Annotated in this window: 15 protein-coding genes; 4 read left to right on the forward strand and 11 right to left on the reverse strand. The window is 66.5% G+C overall.

The window, feature by feature from the left end:
• Window positions 1–44 precede the first annotated feature (44 nt).
• The 10 genes from QQX02_RS01980 to QQX02_RS02025 form a co-directional block, all read right to left on the reverse strand.
• Window positions 45–359 (reverse strand): hypothetical protein, encoded by a 315-nt coding sequence (locus QQX02_RS01980; protein WP_301140882.1) that lies wholly within the window; start codon window positions 357–359, stop codon window positions 45–47.
• A gap of 161 nt (window positions 360–520) precedes the next feature.
• Window positions 521–1,819, reverse strand: a complete 1,299-nt coding sequence (locus QQX02_RS01985; protein WP_301140883.1) for an MFS transporter — start codon at window positions 1,817–1,819, stop codon at window positions 521–523.
• A 101-nt stretch (window positions 1,820–1,920) separates the two neighbouring features.
• On the reverse strand, window positions 1,921–3,714 hold the full coding sequence (locus QQX02_RS01990) for an HNH endonuclease signature motif containing protein (RefSeq protein WP_301140885.1): 1,794 nt from the start codon (window positions 3,712–3,714) through the stop codon (window positions 1,921–1,923).
• A gap of 177 nt (window positions 3,715–3,891) precedes the next feature.
• On the reverse strand, window positions 3,892–4,953 hold the full coding sequence (locus tag QQX02_RS01995; protein ID WP_301140886.1) for a PrsW family glutamic-type intramembrane protease: 1,062 nt from the start codon (window positions 4,951–4,953) through the stop codon (window positions 3,892–3,894).
• A gap of 63 nt (window positions 4,954–5,016) precedes the next feature.
• The gene (locus QQX02_RS02000; protein WP_301140888.1) at window positions 5,017–5,526 is read right to left on the reverse strand and encodes a hypothetical protein; all 510 of its coding nucleotides are present in this window, start codon (window positions 5,524–5,526) and stop codon (window positions 5,017–5,019) included.
• Between the two features lie 295 nt (window positions 5,527–5,821).
• A complete protein-coding gene (locus QQX02_RS02005) occupies window positions 5,822–6,883 on the reverse strand; it encodes a hypothetical protein (protein WP_301140889.1) in 1,062 nt (353 codons plus the stop codon).
• 46 nt (window positions 6,884–6,929) lie between these two features.
• Window positions 6,930–9,581 (reverse strand): AMP-binding protein, encoded by a 2,652-nt coding sequence (locus QQX02_RS02010; RefSeq protein ID WP_301140890.1) that lies wholly within the window; start codon window positions 9,579–9,581, stop codon window positions 6,930–6,932.
• A gap of 165 nt (window positions 9,582–9,746) precedes the next feature.
• On the reverse strand, window positions 9,747–10,229 hold the full coding sequence (locus QQX02_RS02015; protein WP_301140891.1) for a GNAT family N-acetyltransferase: 483 nt from the start codon (window positions 10,227–10,229) through the stop codon (window positions 9,747–9,749).
• A gap of 32 nt (window positions 10,230–10,261) precedes the next feature.
• Window positions 10,262–10,948: a DUF8548 family protein gene (locus tag QQX02_RS02020; RefSeq protein ID WP_301140893.1), complete on the reverse strand. Its 687-nt coding sequence runs from the start codon at window positions 10,946–10,948 to the stop codon at window positions 10,262–10,264.
• A gap of 117 nt (window positions 10,949–11,065) precedes the next feature.
• A complete protein-coding gene (locus QQX02_RS02025) occupies window positions 11,066–11,524 on the reverse strand; it encodes a hypothetical protein (RefSeq protein WP_301140894.1) in 459 nt (152 codons plus the stop codon).
• Window positions 11,525–11,607: 83 nt separating this feature from the next.
• Between QQX02_RS02025 and QQX02_RS02030 the strand changes: the two genes are divergently transcribed.
• From QQX02_RS02030 to QQX02_RS02040, 3 genes are read left to right on the forward strand one after another with little or no spacing between them, the layout of a single operon-like run.
• A complete protein-coding gene (locus QQX02_RS02030) occupies window positions 11,608–11,916 on the forward strand; it encodes a hypothetical protein (RefSeq protein ID WP_301140895.1) in 309 nt (102 codons plus the stop codon).
• 39 nt (window positions 11,917–11,955) lie between these two features.
• Window positions 11,956–17,901, forward strand: coding sequence for a DUF4011 domain-containing protein (locus QQX02_RS02035; protein ID WP_301140896.1), 5,946 nt, complete (start codon window positions 11,956–11,958; stop codon window positions 17,899–17,901).
• A gap of 25 nt (window positions 17,902–17,926) precedes the next feature.
• Complete coding sequence (locus QQX02_RS02040; protein WP_301140897.1) at window positions 17,927–18,622, forward strand: hypothetical protein; 696 nt, start codon at window positions 17,927–17,929, stop codon at window positions 18,620–18,622.
• A gap of 274 nt (window positions 18,623–18,896) precedes the next feature.
• On the opposite strand, the gene QQX02_RS02045 is transcribed toward QQX02_RS02040, so the two are convergent.
• Window positions 18,897–20,738: a DUF2075 domain-containing protein gene (locus tag QQX02_RS02045; protein ID WP_301140898.1), complete on the reverse strand. Its 1,842-nt coding sequence runs from the start codon at window positions 20,736–20,738 to the stop codon at window positions 18,897–18,899.
• A gap of 215 nt (window positions 20,739–20,953) precedes the next feature.
• Between QQX02_RS02045 and QQX02_RS02050 the strand changes: the two genes are divergently transcribed.
• On the forward strand, window positions 20,954–21,313 hold the full coding sequence (locus QQX02_RS02050) for a nucleotide pyrophosphohydrolase (protein WP_301140899.1): 360 nt from the start codon (window positions 20,954–20,956) through the stop codon (window positions 21,311–21,313).
• Window positions 21,314–21,364: the final 51 nt, after the last annotated feature.

Here is a 21,364-nt window from a genome sequence, read left to right on the forward strand (position 1 = left end):
GTCGCTCGGTGCGTGGGTGCCGGACCTAGGCCCGAGGCACCGGCTCAGTCAGCGTCGCCGAAGAGCATCTGTCCCATCTGCGACAGCTCCTGGCCCACGTCCTCGATGCGTTCGAGCTCGCTGTCGGGGTACGCGCCCTCGGGGTAGTCGAAGGCCGCGCCGACGTCCACGAACGCCAGCGCCAGGCGCTTGGGAACGTCGGAGTGGTTCGCGTAGTGGTCGATGAGGCGCTCGAGCGCGGCGGTGAGGTCGCTGTACGCGTCCTCGTCCAGCCCCTCGCGCATGCGCAGGCGGATCGGGATGGAGTGCTCGGAGAGCATCAGCCGCTCCACGGTCCGCAGGTCGTTCTGGATGCTCACGGGCGCCTCCTTCGTCGCTGGTGGGTTCCCTGGCGGGTTCACTCCCGAGTCTGGCACCTTGCGCGCATCGGCGTGGACCGACTCGCGTCACCCCTCGCCGCGCGTGATGGTTCTCGCGTCGCCGACCACGATGGATGGCACGAAGCAAGATCGGCGCGACCCTACCCCTTCTCGACCTCAGGCAGACTCCGGCCCACCACCGCCCCAGCGACGCCCAGCACGGCGAGCAGCAGCAAGGCGAACTCGGCGCCGAGGACTGCCAGTGCTGCGGTTCCCGCTCCGACCGCCAGCAGCAGCACTCCCATCAGCGTGTTCGCCACCGCCACATACTGAGTGCGCCGATCACCCTCCGCGATGTCCACCACGTAGGTCTTGCGGGCCAGGCGCGCGCCTACGTGAACCAGGGCGAGCAGGAGATAGGCGGCGGCGGCGAGCCACACGGCTTCGCCCATCCCTGGCAGACGCACCAGCCCCAGGTGCGCCACGATGACCGCCGACGCAGCCAGCGAGGCGCCGATCATCAGCCGCCGCGAGGAGCGGTCCGCGAGCCTCCCGAACACGCGCCCGCCCACGAGCCCCGCGACTCCTTGCGCGATCACGAACAGTCCCAGAGCGGACAGCCCCGACCCCTGCTGAACGCCGAGGGTCACCACGAACGGCGGGCTGAGCGCCGTCACGAGCAGCAGCGCTCGAGCGAAGACGAACTTCCGGAACACCGCGTCCTCGCGCCACAGCTGCACCGCCTGACTCACCCACCCGGGGCCGTCCGCATCGGCCTGTGCGACTTCCGCCGCGGGCTCCCGGATAGTCGCGTAGACGGCGGCCGCGCCCACCCAGGCAAGCGCCGCTGCGCCGAGCAGCGCCGCCAGCACGCCCGTTCCCACGCTCTCGCCGCCCCAGGTCCGCAACGCCACGCCGAGGCTCAGGGCCACGGCGGCCGACGCGACCGTGGTCGCTCCCTTGATCTGGCCTCGCTGCCCCTTGGGCACCGTGCGGCCCAGCACGTCCTTGCTCGCAATCGAGCTGAGCGACCGGGCGAGTGCGAATACCGCCAGAGCGGCCAGCACACCCACGCCCGCCACGGTGCCCGATGCGGTCGCCGCCACGAGCGCCATCGCGGCGGTCGCGCCCGCCTGCCCGGCCGCACCTGCCACCCACACCCACTTGCGCACGCGCCGGCGCCGGATCCGGGGGGCCCACGCCGCCTGCGGCAGCATGGAGCCGGCTTCGCGGATGGGCACCAGGAGGCCGACGAAGCCGCTGGGTGCGCCGAGGGCCGTCACGAGCCAGGGCAGGACAGTCTTGGCGTTGACCACCTGATCGCCCACGGATTGCAGCGTCTGGGCGGCCATCTGCCGGATCCCATTGGCTGCGATGTGGGGACGGGCCTCGGGGCTCACGCTGGCGGCGTCGGCCTCGTCGTCGCTGACCAGGAAGCGGAAGAACCGTTGAGATGCCACGGGACCATTATCTCGATGTCGACAGGCACGTCTCGACCTCGTCAGGTGCATCCCGCCGTCGACTGGCACGTCTCGAGGTCGTCAGGCCCATCCCGCCGTCGTCAGAAGCATCTCGACGTCGGCCGTGGCGCATGGCGGCCAGGGCTCGCCCGACCGCGCGCCCGCCGCTGGTCCCTCAGCGCGCTTGCGACGTGAGGGCGACGGGGTGCGGTGACGCGCAGGCTGGCAGTCGGAGTGGCGGTCGGAATGGCGGTCGGACTGGCGTTCGGAATGGCGGCCGGACCGGCGGTCGAATTCGCGTTCGTCCGCACAGCCGGTTCCTCGCGCCAGTGCTCGTCCTCGTCACGGGTGACCCGCGCCACCACGCATGGCACCGGTGCCGCCATCGCGCATCGGCGATCTGAGTCACTCGGGCTGGACGTCGGTTCCGGTTCCAGCGGATAGGCGTCAAAGAGCCGCCGACCACCCGGTCGCTTTCGCCGGGCCGGATCGACGGTCGCCGGAGGTGTGAACCACACCTCGTCTGGGGTGGCGTGGATCTGCCAGTCGTCACGATGGATGTCGTGGTGGCACCGCACACAGAGCAGCACGCCGTTGTCCATATCCGTGGTGCCACCGCGGGCCCAATGGCGAATATGGTGCGCGTCGCACCACGACGGTGGCGCCCCGCACATCGCGCACCCGCCGTCGCGTTCCACGAGCGCGAGCTTCTGCTCGTGCGTGAAGTGCCGCTTGCGCCGGCCGTGGTCCAGGGCGACGGACTCGCCGCCCATCACCTGAGGGATGACTCCGGCTGCGGCGGCCGCCCTGCGCAGCGCTCCCGCGTCCACGGAGGTCGAGAGACCGTCGACGGACGCGCCACCCAGTCCTTCGCGCAGCTCGTCGAGCGTGGTCCTCACCACGAGGGTCACGCCTGAACGTGGCAACACCTCGACCTCGCACCCGGCGAGATGGCGCGCGAAGTCACCGATCGCATCGGCCCTCACCTGCTCGGGAGTGCGCTCGTCGATCACCACCGACTCACCGGCCTTGGCCGCGTCCTGCATCCTCTTGCGCAGGCGGAAGTGCTGCGTGACCATCGCCTGCAGCACCGCAATGAGGGGCGCGCCGTTCTCGGGGTCGAGGCGGCCGGTGACTGTCACCATGCCGTCCGGTGCCTCGCCGATGCGCAGGAACCGTCGCTCCCGCCGGTCCCGCGCGAGCTCCTCCAGGTGTTCGCGATCCAGGCGCTCCTCGGTGCGGGTGATGAGACCCGCGAGGCGGTCGATCCGCATGTATCGCGCGGAGTGCACCAGGTCCTTCTCGGCGGAGGCAAGCGACTGCTCGGGACACCTCTTCGCGACGCGGCGCAGCATGCGCAGGATCATCGCGGACGCCTCGACGCCCAGCTCCCCCGCGTTGACGGCCTTGGCGACCTCGGGAAACACCGGGGCGGGTTCGGGCTGACCCTTGTCGGGAGCGGGTTCGGCATCAGCACGTTCGGCATCAGCACGTTCGGCATCGCGCAGCGCCTCACCCAGTTCGATGAGGCGACCCGCCTCCGCGTGAGAGCCGCCGGTCTGCGCGGAGACCATCCCGCGCTCATCGCCCTTGCCGCGGCGTCGCGCCAGTCCCACCTCGTTCGCCTTGGCACGGGAGCGCGCGGCCTGCTCGGCGGCCACCACCGCCATCATCCGGTCCGCGTCCTTGCGCACCGCACCCAGCGCCGCGCCGAGAGCGACCAGGTCGTCCTCCGCCATCGCGCTGACGCTGGCATGCGTCAACTCCCGCCGGTCGACGAGCGCCGCGCGCACGCGCTGATCCCACGTCGAGCCACCGTCGGCCCCGTCGCCACCCCGCGCAGCCTCGCCCGCCATACCCTCATCGGGGGCGAGCAGCACGGGTGCCTCGGTCATGCATCCATCACATCACTGGGGTCTGACATCGGGGTGGTCTGACATCGGCGCGAGTCGAGCCAGCACCCTCCCTCGCCACACCGAACAGCAGCCGGCCGATGCGCGGGCCCGGCCAGCCTGCCCGGTTCACCCCGCGGAGCCAGTGGGGCTACTCGGCCCACCCGGCCCGCCGCACGACTACTCGGACGCGGACTCCGCCACCCGCGCGGGCGGCACCACCACCCGATACCAGGCCGCGAGCCGGGCATCGTCATCGCCTCGGCCCAGCACCGATGCGCGGTCATAGGCGGCAGCCGTCCATCCCCGGCGATAGTGGCCAAGTGCGAGCACGTTGATGATCACCCGCCACACGTCGCCGCCCGTACGCAGCCCCACCCGGTAGAGCGCGCGCCCGGGCACAGGCAGCGCGGGCGGACGGTGGCGTCGGCGCAGCACGTCGTAGACGATCGCGAGCGGAAAGCCCAGCACGAGCACGACCAGCGGCAGCACATTGTTGAGCGTCAGGGCGTTGACCACGGGCGCGAACCCACCCCGCATGTTGAGCGCGGCATGGTCGAGCGTGACGAGCGCCAGCGGGGCGATGGCGAAGCACAGCGCGAGGATGCGGCGGCGACGGTAGATCGATGCCAGCGCCAGCCCCAGTCCGACGATCGCAGTCCAGCCCGCGTGCACGATCAGCAGGTCGCCGTAGCCCGTGAAGAACGTGGGAAACACCGCGCCCCACGGCTCGCCGAACGACCCGAACACCGACTCGTCCCACGACGCCATGGTGCGGTTCCACAGCAGATCCTCATAGACGGCGAAGCCGCCGCCCACCGCGAAGCCCAGCATCATCAGTTCGCTCACGCCGTGCGACTGACCGCTCCTGCGCGAGTAGAGCCACAGGAACAGCACCAGCGGAATGGCCTTCGCCAACTCCTCGACGAGCGGCACCCATACCGCGACGGTCATGTCGTTCTCGCCGAACCAGTTCAACAAGGGCCGGGTGAAGAGCCACGACACCGTGGTCGCCAGGAAGAAACCCGAGAAGAACATCGCGACGGTCTGACGGATGCCCACCGTGCGCACCACCACCGTGGCCACGAGCATCCAGGCCAGCACATACCAATGGGCCACGAGGTTGGCCATCACGAGTCCGCCCGCGCCCTGCGACCACTCGGGGATCACGATCGTGAAGAACGAGATCAGGGCGACAACGAACCCCAGGACGGACAGCGCCTCAATCGGCTGAGTCTTCACCCAGTGCCACAGGAAGTGAGGCCGCTTCGAGGGCGCAGGGGTCGGCGTTGATGAGCTCACGGGTCAGTCGCCCCTTCGACCGCGGGGTCCGTAGTTCTGCTCCTGTGCGATCGCGTCCCACGCCGCTTTGCCGCTTTTGGAGCTGCCGCCCATGCCCCGCCCCTGGTTCTCGTTGATGATGGTGATCCCCTCGGCCATGGTCTGACTTCCACTCGCCACCGTTCCGAGGGCACCCACAGTTCCCGCAGCCGCCGGCAGCGCCTTGCCCGCGATGTCGAGCGCGATCTCGGTCGCCACGTCCTGGCCCACGGTCTTGATGACGTCGACGGTGACATCGTGAGAACCGTCGTCCTTGCCGCTGTCAAAGAAACGGTCCCACCACGACGGCTTGTCGTCTCCTGGCGTGTCTTCGGTGGGACGAGGGCTATCGTCACTCGGCGCGTCGGACCGGTCCGAGTTGCCCGGAGGCGGGCCCGTCGTCGGCGATCCGACGTCCCCGGCAATGGTGGGAACAATCGACGGCGACGATGGCGCGCACGCCGTGCAGACATCCGCAATGACCTCAAGCAGCATCGGTGTGCCCTCTCCCCTCAACCGGGCGGTCAGCCCAGCGGCGCGCGAGCGGACCCTCATTGGCCCAGGCCTCAGCACCTACGTCACGCATCGACCCTACTGAGAAACGCCCGGACGTAAATAGGCAGGTACTCACTATTGCGGAATCCCGTTCGGACACTCCGCCGCGCATGGGTGTCGCGGCAGCAGCGATCATCGCACGGCGCCTGCGCACAGGACGGCCGATGCGCGGGTCCGCTCGGCCGGCCGATGCGCGGGCTGGCTACTCCTCAGCGCTCGGCTCGACCCGCCGCGCCTACTTGTCGCGCTTGAGCTTGTCCGCGACCGCGCCGGCGGCCTTCGCTCCGGCGCCCTTCGCTGCCTTGGCCGCACTCACCGCTGCGCCACCCACCGTCGCACCCACGGACGCACCCGCCGACTTCACCGCGGTCAGCGCCTGGGGCTCGTGGTGCACGCCGTCGACGTCCGTGCCACGGAACGCGGCCGTCCCGTCGACCACGCGCGTCCACACGCCCTCGCCGAACTCCTTCGCGGAGCCTGACGCCGCGCGCATGGCGACGACCGCGCGCGAGCCAGCAAGCGCATCGGCCGTATCGCCCTCCCTGGGCTCGAGCCACGCGGGCCACGTCGCTGCCGGCTCGGAGAAGCCCTCGCGGCACGCCTTCACCACGCTCGAGCCGAAGTAGTAGCTGGTCACGCCCCCGGCGACCGCGCCGATGACGGGGATCGCCTTGGTGCCGATCTTCACGCTTCCGAACACCGCGGCCTGCGTCCCCATCTGCTTCGCGAGGGCGATCGTCACCGGCACCAGCGCCGAGTCGGGCAGCTGGGTCGCCAGCAGGTCGCCCCACTTGGGGTTGACCTTCGACACGGTGGCGCCGGCGGTGCGGCGGGCGGTGCCCACGGTCGCGCCTGCGGGCAGCGCGCTCAGGACGATCTCGGTGATGCGGCTCTTGCGCTTCTCCCCCAGGAGCGCGGCGAGCACCACGGCCTTAGCGCGCTCGGGGTCGTCGATGGGGATGCCGCGCAGCTCCGCCATGCAGAGGGCAAAGAGAGCCGTGGTCTCGTAGAAGAACAGCAGGTCCGCGACGCCGAGGCCGATCGCGACCGGCACGCCCACCACCGGGATGCCTGCGGTGGCGCCTGCCGCGGCGCTCGCCGAGGTCGTGGTCGCGACGTACTGCGACTCGATGGTCTTCATGACCTCGGCGGGGGTCGCATCGGGCTTCCGGCGCCGGATCTCCTTGATGTACGCCGTCGCCGCAGGGCGCTGCACGGCGATCGCCTTGAACACGCGCTCCTGGAAATCGTCGGGAAGGGCGAGTGCGCTGGAGGTCGGCGAAGAGTCCTGGGTCATAGTGCACACGCTAGCTGGCGGTTCGGACAACCATCGCCGACGCTCCCTACCGCCCGGCAGCGTCCTCGACCAACCACTCGCCAGGGGCACGGGTGCCGTCGGGCCCGCGCGTCGTGTACCGGCGGCGCCACACGCCCAGCCGAGCCGTCACGAAGCGATAGGTCAGCCACGCCCCAATACCCACCCCGATCCCGGCCAGCGCGCCAAGAATCGGAGGCTCGACCCGGAAGATCACCTGCCAGTGGACCAGGTAGATGAACAGCGAGGCGCCCGCGAGCGCCCACACCGCTCCCACGAGGGGCCGCGGGACCGGGACCCACGGCACCCACAGCAGAGCAAGGACGCCGATGCTGCCGACGAAGTCCCACAGGTCGCGAGCGGCGAACACCGGGGCCGCCGCGACCGCGACGGTCGAGATCAGCGCCAGTCCGCGCCAGGAGCGTGCGCGAGCGCCGGCCCAGCCCAGCATCACGAACCAGGCCGCCGTTGCCAGAATGTATCGATCGAGCTCGTTTCCCGCCACGTCGGTCAGCAGGAAGCGCACGGGGAACGCAAGAGCGAGCAGGACAAGCGCGAAGCCGAAGGGCGTGCGCCTCTCCCACCGATCGATCGCGGGGACGGCGAAGAGCGCCGCGAGCGCCACCATGGTCCAGACCGCGATCTCGATGAACCACAGCTCCCACTGATATGTCCACGCCGCGTCTCGAGGGAGGAAGGCGTTCACCAGTAGCACCGTGGTCGGTTGGTAGTGGCCGCTCACCACCGCGATGAACCCCGACCACAGCACGGCGGGGATCGCGATCTGAACGGCGACGCCGAGGAGCCTCCTGCTCCGGCTCACCCCTGGCAGGTCGACGAGCTGGAAGCGTGCGAGGTTGTAGCCCAGCACCGCAAGAAGGACGGCGGACCCGCCCTGCAGGTTGAGCAGCCCCACGTGCATGAACACGATCTGGATGATCGCGGCCGCGCGCAGCGCGATGGAGGTCTCCACGCGGGAGATGGACCCGGCCCACGCGCGAAGGCGCGCGGACAGTGAGGGCGGGGCGGCGGGCTCGGCGCCCAGCGGGCCCGTCTCAGAGGGGGTCCGCTCGCCGTCCAGCCGCGCTTCGAGCTCACGAGGGCTCAGCGCATGCCAATCCGCGGGCAACCGCCCCAGCATGGTCTCGAGTCGGATCGAGACCTCGACGTAGCTCAACGAGTCGCCGCCGAGGGCCGCGAACGAGTCGTCCATGGTGGCGCCCGGACGGCCCAGCAGCTCGGCGTAGAGGTCGCGAATCGAGTCGCCCACGGGTGCAGCAGGGGCCACAGCCCCCGCCACAGCGCTGGACGCTTCCCGATGCGCCTCCGCGCGACGCACCAGCGCGGCCGTATCCGACTTGCCGCTCTCGGTGCGCGGGAACTCGTCGATCGCGAAGGAGTCGATCGCGTGGATGGGCACACCGATTGCCGCCGCCGCCCGCCCCCGGGCCACGTCGACGAGCCGAGGTGACCGCACGAACAGCAGCAGCCGCTCGTCCGCCGATGCCGTGCGCGCGTCGATGCCGGCCTCCGCGAGCAAGTGTTCGACGGCGTCGAGGTCGATCCGCAGTCCGTAGACCTTGACGAACCGGTTGGCGCGCCCCACGATCTCAAAGAGCCCGTCCTCGCGCTGGCGGGCCAGGTCGCCGGTGCGCAGCTCGGTGATCACGCGGCCGGTGGCGAAGTCGGCGGGATGCTCCGCGTAGCCCAGCATCACGTTGGGGCCGGAGTACACGAGTTCGCCCGAGCCGTCGCCGGTCGAGGCGTCCACGCGCAGCGACCCACCGGGGATGGCTCGGCCGATGGTGCCGGCGGCGGATTCGGCCAACTCGGGTGGGAGGTAGGCCATGCGCGCCGTCGCCTCGGTCTGCCCGTACATCACGACGAGGTCGAAGCCGCGTTCGCGACCCAGCCGCGCGTAGCGCCGGACCAAGTCGGGGGCCAGACGCCCGCCGGCTTGGGTGATGTAGCGCAGGCTCGGGAGGTCTCGCTGTTCGAATCCAGACGCGTCGAGAAGCTCGAACGTATAGGGAACGCCGGCGAACGACGTCGCGCCCGTGAGCGTGAACTCGTCCCAGAATCGCTCGTCCGAGACGCTGTGCTCGGTCAGCACCACGCTCGCTCCCGCCAGCAGGTAGCTGTTCAGCACCGAGAGCCCGTAGCAGTACTGCAGGGGCAGTGTGGTCGCCGCCCGGTCGCGCGGCGTGATCTGCAAGTACTCGCCGATGGCCGCCGCGTTGCTGCGCAGGTTCTCGAACGACAGTCGCACGAGCTTGGGCGAGCCCGTGGAGCCAGAGGTGCTCGCGAGCATCGCCAGGTCCGGGTGGAGGTCGTGGCGCGAGCCGGCACGGCGCTCCTGCAGCCGCCACCCCTCGCTCGCACCGGCGGCGACCACGTCTGGGTCGAAACGCTCGATCAGCGCCTCGCGGTGGGCGGCACCGGCGGATCCGTCATCAGGGACGAAGAGCACCGGGTGGCCCGCCTCCAGGGCGGTCAGATACGTCACGACCGGCTCGATCGCGTTCCCGGCGGTGATCACCACCAGGCGACGCTCGGTCCCCAGCTCCGCACGACGCTCGTCCACCAGGCTGCGCAGCTCGCCGTAGCTGACGGTGCGGTCGGAGGCGATCAGCGCCGGATCTTCGGTGCGTCCTCCCGTGAGGCAGAGTCCCGGAAGCATCGGATCCCCCTCACCGGATCACCACGCTCTCTGGGCTCAGGGAGCATGTCGCGACTGTACTGCTGGGCCTGCCCGATGCGCCAGAGTCCTGGCTTGGCCCGGGGGTTGGCAGGCGGTGGGCTGGGGCTGTCATGCGGCCGATGCGCGGGCTCAGTTCAGTTCAGCTCAGTTCAGTTCCCCGAACGGGTAGCGCACGGTCGCGAAGGGCCAGGAGCTCTCCAGCCATTTCGGGACGAAGTCGCGCACGGCCTCGGCGAGCCCCTGTGGTGCGTCCGGGACGACCCACCACGAGACGTCGGCGGCCGGCTGCTCGACGCTGGAGCCGGGTTCGAGCTCGGCGGGGTCGATGTAGATGCAGCCGAACAGGCGGCTCTCGTCGCTGGGCAGGATCGCGTAGTTGAAGGAGAGGTTCTCGACCATGTCTTCGGCGTGGAGCACCAGGTCCTCGCGGTCCTCTTCGGCCGTCATGGTGGTGGGCGGCCAACCCCAGGCGTCGCCGTACTTGTCCCACAGCATCGCCTGATTGCCCATGACGGCGGGCATGTCGATGTCGAGGTCGTCGGGGCTGATGGGGCGGATGTGGATGTCGTCGGTGATGTCGACACTGAGGGGGTGGGTGAAGTCGTTGGGGAGCCAGAGTGAATTCATGGTGTGTGCGCCTCTCGTCAGACCCGAGCCCTCTACGCGGAACCGACGCGGCCGGATTGCTTGCGCCAGACCGCATGATCCAGTTCGTGGATCCCGACCTCCAGTCGCTCAGCAACACCGGCGAATGTGGCCTCGATCTCGGACTTGGTCACGTTCTTGCCGAGAACGGGAACAACGTAGCGAGAGATCATCCGATCGATCTTCACACCTGGCACGCCAGCGAGCATCAGCAGGTATCGCCACGAGGCGTAGCCCAGACCCGACTCGGACGTCCAGGCGCGGCCAACGTTGGCCAGGTCTTCGCTTGCACACCCTCGGAGGTCTTCGGTCGTTCTGATGTCAAGGGCGACAAGTTTGCTCGCGGCACCATGAAGCGCCTCCGACTTGAGACGTTTGGTGCCCGGAGCGCGATGCTGATTCTCGAAGAGCACTGAGGCGCAAGCCGCAGCTCCTCCAACGGCGTTGATGGTCCGCAGCAGGCCATCTAGCGAGTCGGTGTTGGCGTTGGCACCGCTAGCCGCTCGGTGCGCCACGTACCGGGCGACCACGTTGCGGGTCGCTCCGTATCGAACGGACAACGAATAGACAGAATCGATGGCGCAAAGCGCGAGCGAGTCCGGATAGCCGTACCCCGTGAGCATTGGAATTCCGTCCGGAAAGTCTCGCTGCACGCGGAGAGTTAGCTTCTCGGTCATGTCATCCTTGTCATCTACGGTCATGTGTCGACCATAGCGACGGCGTCTGACACGGCGAATGGAATCGCGGGCGCTGTCGACTCGCAGACATTAGGGACGCCTGAAGAACCACGGGTTCGCCATCCGGCAGGGCGCTGAAACTCAGAAGTCCCCTAGTCCGGCCAAACTCCGAACCGTCTCGCGCAGCCCGACCTCGTCGGCAAGGACCCAACGCTGCTCGGCGACGATACGCGGATGGGCCTCGACGTTGAGTGCTTGAACCAAGACACGTGCTTGCCGGTCGACGGCTTCATCGGCGTAGTCGAGCGCCTCCGCAACATGAGACTCATCGCAGTCTTGATGCGCAAGCAGCCCTCCCACGAGGTTGTGGAGCAGCAGCACGATGTCCGACTCGGCGAGCGGATCGGGGTTATCGCTGAGCAGTTCCTCGCGGGCCAGTTCGACAGCAGCACGCTTGTCGGCAAGTTCGCGGGAGCACCGGTTGTGGTCGGCACGCAATCCCGCCGCTGTGCTGAACCTCCACGCCCGCGTCATCCGAGGCGAACTCGCGGCAGCGAGCTCGCCATCTGCGAGCGGTTCCGATGAGTCGCTGGGTGTCATGTCACACAGGCTAGGCACAGCATCCGACACCCCCGCCTGTCGTACCCCTCCCCTACAGTCGACACCGAGACAGAGGGGGTCGCATGCAGGTTCGTGACGGCACAGTCATCTGGTCCGCGAGCGATCTCGCAGTCGCCAGCGAGTGCGAGTTCGGCTTTCTGCGCCGGCTCGACGTGAAGGCCGGGAGGCGGGACGATCCGCGCTTCGAGCGTGACGCCATGCTGGAGCGCGCCGCGGACCTGGGCGACGTCCACGAGCGCCGGTTGCTCGATGCGTACAAGGACCAGTTCGGCGACGGCGTGGTCGAGATCGCTCGTCCTGCCAACACCTCACAGGCCATCGCCGATGCGCCTTCCGACAAATTGCCTGACAGAACGACCAAGATACGATGACCGCAGCCGATGACGGCTCAGCCTGAGGGGGCCACGCCCGTGACCACAATTGACATCCAATTCCGCCACAGAGACACGGTGTCGTATCCCGCGGCCTACAACCGGGCGGATTTCATCGAGCACCTGGCAGTCGGCACGACGGACGGCTCTACAGTGCACGATGTTCTGGTCACAGTCTCGCTGGAAAGCTCCGACGGCGTCCTCCTCATGGATCCGTGGACTCGACGACTCGACATCCTTGGCCCCATCGCGGTCCAGTGGGATGCGACGGATTTCCGGGACAACCGAATTGACGCTTCCGCAGTGTCTGCCTTCACCGATCAGCAGTGGTCAAGGTTCACAATTCGCGTGAACGTCGGTGACACAGAGATCGCGCGGCGAACCTCGGACGCATCAATTTTGGCGCACAACTTCTGGGCAGTCACTGCACCCAAGAGCATCGCGGCGCTCGAACTCGCAGCGTTCGCCCAGCCAAACCATCCGAGCCTAGTTTCGGTGCTGCAGACCGCTCGCGAGAACCTTCGGCGGGGCGGGCGGGCGGGCGAACTCTCGGGGTATCAGTCGACCGCTAACGGTGAGGGCGCGGCCCACATCGACGCGATGGTCGGAGCTATCTACGATGCCGTTCGGACACTTGACATCGGCTACATCGACCCGCCTCCCTCGTGGGACGCCCAAGCCAGCGGGCATCAGGGCCAGAAGGTTCGCACCGCGGCACAGGTGCTCGAGGACCGCTTTGGCACGTGCCTCGACACTGCCGCGCTATGTGCTGCTCTCGTGGAAAACGTTGGACTCTATCCCGTGATCGTTATCGTGCCTGGCCATGCATTCGCGGGCTATTGGAGAGACGAGCACGCGGGCCATCGCGCGCCTGTGCTACCAGTGCGAGACGTGATGAACGACGTTCAAAGTGGGGCACTACAGCTCTTTGAGACCACCACGCTGACCGGCGGCTCCGCTTCCAAGCCGTTTGCCGAGGCGTCCCGCCTCGGGCTGCACAACCTAGATCAATACGGTGCACTCGATCCGGAACTCGCGGGCGAGTCATGGGTGATTGACGTCGTACGCGCGCGTCAGCAGGCACGTATCCTTCCCCTGCCCGCCCGGGTCGAACTGTCGGATGGCTCCGTCGAGGTCGTCGAGTACCGGCCACAAGAGTTCTCCGTCAACATGCTCGAGAACGCGGTCGCTGAACACGCCTCTACGCGCGCCGGACTTGCCTCGCAGAACGCACCGCGGCGCGTCAAGACGTGGATGGACAGTCTGCTCGACCTCACGCTTCGCAACCCGCTGCTCAACTACCGCTTTCCTCGCGCGTCGAGCACGTCGCTCTACGTGCCGGCGCAGACGCTTGGAACTGTCGAGGACATGCTCCAGAGCGGTGTGAAGATCAAGCTCTCGCCTGGATTTGAAGATTCCTCAGGTCGCATTGGAGGGCTCACTGCACGCAGGACTCCCGCTCAAGGCCTCGAGGACGACCTAATCCGTGCGCTCTCGGTCGACCGCGCACTCCACGTCTTCGAGTCAGGCGATACTTTTCTCACGCGCATGCGCCGCATCGCGGCAAACGCGCGGTCCCTGGTTGCGGAACACGGCACAAACAGCCTGCACCTCGCGCTTGGCATGGTCGTGTGGACACCCGAGGGCAAGCAAGAGGTGTCCTCACCGCTCATACTTCTGCCCGTCAACCTCGTTCCGTCGAACCGGTCGCGCACCTTCCATCTTGAAGTAGATGCCACGAGTTCCGTCACGCCCAACTTCTCCCTCGCGGAGAAGCTCAAGCGTGACGCGGGCCTCAACCTTCCAGGGCTCATCGAGCCTGAGCTCGATGACGCTGGAATCGACGTCCCGGCGCTTATCGCGTACGTCCGTACTGAGTTTCAGCGCGCAGGACTGCACGAGTTCCGAGTCGACGAATCCTGCACGCTCGGCTTCTTCGACTTCAGCACCTACCGCATGTGGCGTGACCTGCAGGACCACTGGCCGACCCTCACTGAGCGGCCGCTCGTGAAACACCTGGTCCACTCGCCCTACGACGCCTTCGACGACCCCGCAACGGCCTCGCTGAACGACGAGACCGTGGACCTAGACGACTTCGCCGCAGGACTCCCCATCGCTGCTGATGGGTCCCAGGCACGTGCCGTCATGCGCGCACTGGATGGCCAGACTTTCGTCCTGCAGGGTCCACCTGGCACTGGCAAGTCGCAGACCATCACCAACCTCTTGGCGCAGGCTTTGCACTCCGGCATGCGAGTTCTGTTCATCGCGGAGAAGGCGACCGCGCTCGGTGTGGTGCGTGACCGACTAGCGCAGGTGGGACTCGGCGCGTTCGGCCTCAACCTGCACAGCCGCGGCATGAGCCCAGCCGAGGTACGGCACCAACTCGCACGCTCGTTGGACGCGACTGCCGTCGCCGATGCAGAAGGATTCACGACCGCTCGTGCCGAGATTGACCGAGCGATCCCTCCTCTCAAGAAGTACCCCGAACGCCTTCACCAGATCGGCGAGTTCGGGGAGTCCGCGTACTCGGCGCGCAACCGGCTTCTAGCGATGGGCGAGGGTACTCGACTGCGGTTCACCCTTGCCCAGTTGATGAGCCTGTCGCGCGATGACGTGGCCGAGATCCGTGCCACGATGCGCGACCTCCAAGACATCGGCCCCGCAGCGGGCAGCCTCGAGACCAATGCGTGGTCAATCGCGACAATCACGGCTGACGACCTCACAGCAGAACGCCGGACCGAGATTTCGGAGGCTGTGAACGCCGTTGCCTCCGCACTCGCCAATGCATCGGATCGTGTCGCTGCCCGCGAGTACTTACTCGCGTTGACCGACATGGCCGAAGTCCTCACAGCGACCAATGTCGACGCCGCAACGCTCGGGTCAGTTCAACTGGCGGATGCTGCTGCAGGCGAGGACCAAACTCGCCAGCGTCACGACGTTCGGCAGTCGTTGTCGGCCTGGGAGCCGGGCAGGGTTGACACTCGGCTATCCGAGGCGTCCCTCTTTGCCCCAACTGCGGAGATACGCGCCTCGCTCGACTCGGCACGGGCGAGTTTCTTCATCGGGCGAAAGAAACGCGTGAACGCGGTCGCACAGCGGCTCGCACCATACGTCGCAAGTGCCCCCGGCCCCGAGGATGGTGCGCTGGAGGCAGTCATCGAGGTCGTGGGTCAGGCGCAAGCGAGCGCGGCCAGGCTTGCTCAATACGTCGCGACGACCGCGGGAGTCAATGTTGGTCCCGAATGGAATCCGCTGCGCGAACTTGACCGCGGTGCCGTGCTCCAACAGCTGGACGCTGTTGACTCGACGGTCGCGGTGCTCGCAGATGACGGCAGCTCGGAGCGCTCGCGCATACGCACCCTTGCAAGCCGTGGCAGCGCCGAGGATCGAGTCGCGGTCGCCAACCTCGCGCGCGCAACCACCCTCCTATTTACGGTACTCGGCGCCACACCGTCATCAACGCAGGCGTGGCTTCGGGATCGTGCTCCGATCAGCGCGTTGGCGGATGCCTCATCCTTGTGGGCCTCTGACGTAAAGGAGCGCGGCCTCATCCAGCTGTCGCGGTGGACAGCCCTACAGAGCAAACTGGCGACCATAAGCTCCCGCGGTCTTGGCGACCACGCGCACGCAGTCGCATCGGGAGAAGTCGCGTACCACGACGCCGAGTCGGCCTTCGAGCGCGGACTCCTCGGGGCGATCCTTGAACAGCAAATCGAGTCGCAGTCCCTTCATGCGTTCGACGGCCGCCAGCACGACAGCCAGGTGCGGACGTACGCACGCGGATCGGCCGAGCTGCGACGCCTGAGCCCCAGCATCCTGGCTCACGAGATGCTTCAGGCGCGCGGATTCGACGGAGGTGCAACTGTCGGCGCCATCGGCGAATTGCGACGCGAACTCGGCAAGCGTCGAGGCACCAAGCCAGTACGGCAGCTCATCAAGGACCATTGGCACGTCATCTCCAAGCTCACGCCTTGCGTGCTCGCTGTTCCAGACGCTGCGGTGAGATACCTCGATGCGAGCAACGAGCCTTTCGACTTGGTGGTTTTCGACGAGGCGTCGCAAATCAGGGTGGCGCATGCCATAGGCGTCCTTGGAAGAGCACGGGCCGCCGTCGTAGTCGGTGACTCCAAGCAGATGCCTCCGACGTCCATAGCCGAGGTCGCTGTCGAAGTCGAGGACGACGGAGCAGAAGACGAGGTGATCGACGAGGAGAGCATCCTGACAGAGTGCGTGCAGGCGAGAGTCCCCGCACTGATGCTCAACTGGCACTACCGAAGCGAAGACGAGACGCTCATCGCGTTCTCGAACGCCAAGTACTACGAAGGCCACCTCAACTCCCTCCCCTCGCCGTCTGCGGAGCTCGCAACCAAGGGGGTGAGCCTTCGCCGTGTGGACGGCCAATTCGTTCAGCGCGGGATGGGCTCACCGACCGCACCCGTCGGCACCAACGAGGTTGAGGCTCATGCAATCGTCGAGGAGATACGTCGCCGGGCCAACGACCCATCCTCCGCAAACCAGAGCATGGGTGTGGTCACGTTCAACAAGCCCCAACAGCAGTTGATCCGAGCGCTCCTCGAGGACATTGACGACGACGCGACCCAGGAACTCCTGAAGCCTGTCGAAGACGAAAGTGCGCACGAGCGAATCGAAGTGTGGAACCTCGAAACAGTGCAGGGTCAGGAGCGCGACGTCATCCTGTTCTCTGTCGCGTTCTCGAAGAACTCAACAGGTCGGATACCGCTCAATTTTGGGCCGCTGAACAAGGTTGGCGGGGAGCGGCGCCTCAACGTCGCGGTCACTCGCGCACGGCGCCAAGTAGTGGTCTTCAGCTCCTTCGAGCCAGAGGAACTCCAAGCGGAGAATTCAAGTTCGGTGGGCCTTAAGCACCTGAAGGAGTACCTACTCACGGCCAAGCACGGGCCGCAGGTATCAGGTGCCATTGCATCGAGCGTCGTGAAGGCCCCTGATCGGCACCGAGACGCCATCCTCGAAGCGCTCAAGGCCCGCGGGCTCGATGCCGCGCCAGACGTCGGATTGTCGGAGTTCAAGGTAGACATTGCGATACGCGCACCCGGACACGAGCACTGGACCGTTGGGGTGCTAGTCGACGGTGCCGCGTGGCATGCGCGTCCTACCGTTGGAGACCGTGACGCACTTCCCGTCACGTTGCTCGAGGCAAGAATGGGCTGGAAAGCGGTCACTCGGGTGTGGACCCCGGACTGGCTGCGAGACGCACCAGGTGAGGTCGACCGTATCGCTGAGCTCGTCGACGATGTAGCACAGCGGCCCGAAGTACCTGCTCCACCTCCCCCGCCGACAATGAGCGGACTCGGTCAGGAGACGGCGACTCAAGGTAGTCGACCTGCGAGTCTTGCCAACGTCCCAGCAAGGAGATCCGCACCACCACAAAGTGCGCACGACCCGTTTGCGAAAGTGCCGAAATGGCGGGCTTGGGCAGCCCCACAAGTAGGCACCGCCGATGAACTCGACTACCTCGCGGACGCGGACACACGGCAGAAAGCCCAGCACATCGCGAAGCGGGTTGTCGACCACGAGGGGCCCGCGCATCCCGACCGCGTAGCCAAGCTCGTCGCCAACTCCTTCGGATTGAAACGCGTAGCCTCGAGACGGCTCGCAGCTATCCGCTCAGTCGTCCGTCCGACTTTCCAGATTGGTCCTGACGGTTTCTACTTCCCTCGGGACACCGACCCCCTGACTCATTCTGAGTGGCGCCGGAGCGATCCCCAAGACGGCCGCGTGCCCGACGAGGTCTCATTGGTCGAACTTGGGAATGCGATGGTGAGCGTCGCTCGGATCGGCCTCGGGGCCGGGCGAGAAGACCTCCTTCGAGGAACCGCGAGCTGTTTCGGAGTCGCACGGCTCACGGAGGGGACTCGTGAGCGCCTCGCTGCTGCGCTCGCTCTGGCGTTGGAACGCGGGATCCTCACGACTCGCGGGGAACATCTTGTGGCTGCAGAAGAGTGACCAACACTGACCAAAGGAGATGCCCATGACTGGCGAATGGGCGCGCACAAGCGCCGACTCGAAGCTCGTCTACCTGCACGACAACGGGTCGTGGCAATTCGTGGAGGAGAAGGACCGAGCGACTCTGACCGCAAGTGACCCCGGCCCCGAGCGCACCACCCTCGAAACGAGCATTGCCACGGAAGCGAGAGCTCCCATCGACAGGTCGACGGAGTCAGACTTCAGGGCGTCTCATTGGGGAGACTCCAAGGACACCATCTGCGCCGTGGAAGGGGCGTCGCCGGACCACGAGAGCGACGACCAGATCGCATGGAGTGCGCAACTCGCTGGACTCGATGTATTCGCCTTCTACGACCTTCACGAGAACCGACTCGTCTCAGCCTCATATTTCCTGGGCGAGGAGTACGCGAACGAGAACTCCTATGTCCGCGACTTTGAGATGCTCGCGGCTCTCCTTGAGCGCAAGTACGGAGAGCCCACGGAAAGCCACGCAGTTTGGCATGACGACCTCTACGAAGACGACGGCCCCGACAAGTGGGGAAGAGCAATAGCCTCTGAGGGGCTCTCTCTCATCAAGCGCTGGGAACTGGAGCGGACGAACATCACAGCGATGGCCTACGGCAAGGACTACGAGGTGAAGGTTGCGATCCGTTACGAGAGCAAGGAGTTGATTAGGGTCAAGGAGAGCGCCGCCGAAGCGCAGGCGATCGCGGACTTGTAGTCCCCAGACTGAGCGCGCGGGTCACTCACCGCATCGAGCGCAACGCCCATCGTCCACGGCCGATTCCATTTGCAGAACGGAACAGGTCGGTGCCCTTGAATACGGCGGAGTCAGAGGAATGGCGCTCAAGCGAGCCCCTCACCGATGCCTTCCATGTTCTCGTCAGACGGCCTGGCGGACGTATCTGCTCGATCTCGCGATAGATCTCCGCGAGACTGCCCTCACCTCCAAGTCTCTTCAGAGCCGTCTGGATGTCCTCAGCCCACGTTGCCATCTATTGCATCCGGTCGGGGCGAGACGCTTCCCGCTCTGCACGAGAGGCCTTGCCTCGCGACACAAGTCCCGCCAGGAACTCCCGCGTCTCTTCGTCGGTCGAGTACAGGACCGTCCCCAACATGCCTCGAGTCAGCAGCACTTTGTAGATGTTCCGAACGTTGCGGTCGAATGTTTCGTCGCTGACCGACTTGCGACTCCTGAAGGCCGGGTCCTTGTTGAATTCTCGCTGGCTGACAAACCTGCCGTTTCGCACGACAAGGTCTGGCCCGAAGATCATCCCGTTCCAGTCGTACTCAAAGCCTTGCGCTGTATAGACACAGCCAACTTGTCCGAATCCACCTGCTTCAGTCGCCCACAGCGCCGAAGGCGGGATGTCACCAAGCCGGCGCTTAAGCGGAGAGTTCCAGGGTCGCCTCCAGTCTCCGATCACCACGTCATCGACCAGTTGACCGTCTTTAACATCAGACCACTTCCAGCAATAGCCGGCTGTCATGCGCGCGGAGTATCCTTCGGCTCGCTTTCGCGCTAACCGCTCTTCGAGCTCGTGAACCGAGTCGACAACCTCAACCGCAAAGGCGTCCTCGTGCCGCCAATCAGCAGGTCCTCCACTTCCGAGTCCCAACAACCCAAGCACCCACTCGATGTAGGCGGCGCTCCCGCCGGCACGGTATTGCGCATTCAAGTCGACCTGGCTCACCCACAAGCCACGGGTGGCGGCGTACGCGCGAATATCCGCGACACTGCCAAGTTCACCGGGCTTCACGACCTGGTGCTCATCGAGAAGAAATACAGGCACTCGCGCAGCGTCGACGAGCTCCTCAATCTGCGGTCTCGCTGCCACGCGCTTTGTTTGAGGCGTGTAGCGGTTCACTGACTGTTCACGGATTCGGTGCGCCTCGTCGAGAATCAGCACGTCGAGTCCATTCCGCTCGGCTTCCATGAAGTTGAAGAAGTACTTGAAGAGCGCTTGCGTCGATGTTGACCCCTTGCCCGCGACCTTGCGCAATGTCTCGGTGAACGAGCGCGATCCCGTCGCATGGAGCGCAGGCCGACCCTGGCGCGCCAGTTCGCCGAGCAGCGACAGCGCGATGACACTCTTGCCCGATCCCGGACCGCCAGTGACGATCACGACCTCCTTCGAGTCAGCGGACCGCGCCGTCTCGACCGCGCGCATTACCAACTCGAACGCGACCCGCTGTTCGTCCAACAGAATGAACTGTTCCCGCTCCCGAATCTCGGCCGCCGCGACCTGAAGTAATTGCTTCGAGGGCGCGATGGCCGAACTGAGGAACGCATCGGCCGGCGCCGCGCCGCTCGCAGGCGCCAAGCGCGAGGCAAGGAAATCGGCGAACTGCCCCCGGCGCTGGCCAGTGAACATCCGGCCTTCGTCACTGGGCGCGACGGACCACAATTCGGCGACACCCGCGTCGTCCGCGTTGTGCAAGTACGCGGCACCCACGAGCGACTCGGGTGCCGCTTCGAGGCCTCGCACGAAGTCCCGGTAGTACCGCGCGTACTCGCCGACCTGCAGGGCGGGGTGCAGCACCGGGTTGTAGGCGATGCCATCAACGTCGACCAGCGTCTCTGAGTCTTCGTGGCGCCGGGCCTTCGTCCACTGCTTGAGCTCCACGACCACGTACGACGGGGCACCGGTGGTCGGATGTACGCCCGCGAGCACCACGTCGGCTCGCTTGCTCGTGAGTGGGAGCCTGTGCTCGAGGAGTACCTCGACGTCGCCGAGCCCTGAGTCATCAAGGACGCTTGCGAGCTGCGGGATGCTGTTGCGCCACGACTGGCGCTCGTTGGCACCAGGGATGCCGAGTCCGTGGAACAGGAACATGCCAGCGAGAGCTTCCTCGACGACGGAGAAATCGCTTCTTGCGTAGTGAGCAAGAGAACGGGCACTGTGGCGAACGACCTGCAACGGAACTCCCTGACAGCCAGAAGACTGCGCGGGAGGCCTATTCGCAGGAGCGAAAGCCTGTCGATGCGCTTACGCCGAGCACACTATCGTGCAGCGCTGACAACACGAGCGAGGCGTGCGAGAGTCATCCCATGACTGACGCCAACGACTCAATATCTGCGCTCACCGAGGACATTCGCGAGTTCGCTCGCGAGCGCGACTGGGAGCAGTTCCACGACCCCAAATCCTTAATTCTCGCGCTGGTGGGTGAGGTCGGAGAGCTCGCTGAACTCTTCCAGTGGGTGCCGGCGGCCGATGCGGTGACTGAGTTCGCGGAGCCCGCGCGTAAGCAGCGTGCGGAGGAGGAGATGGCCGATGTGCTTACCTATCTTGTGAGACTCGCTGACGTCCTGGGTATCGACCTCGCGTCGGCCACTGCGCGGAAGATGGAGTCATCTCGCAGACGATTCGAGCCCAAGGATGTTCGGGGCGAAGCGCCCATCAAGAGGTGACACGCGCGTGAGACGGCAAGCTCAGAGCGTGCCGACGAGCCAGCCCGACTT

The sequence above is a fragment of the Demequina muriae genome (genome assembly GCF_030418295.1).
Lineage (GTDB): Bacteria > Actinomycetota > Actinomycetes > Actinomycetales > Demequinaceae > Demequina > Demequina muriae.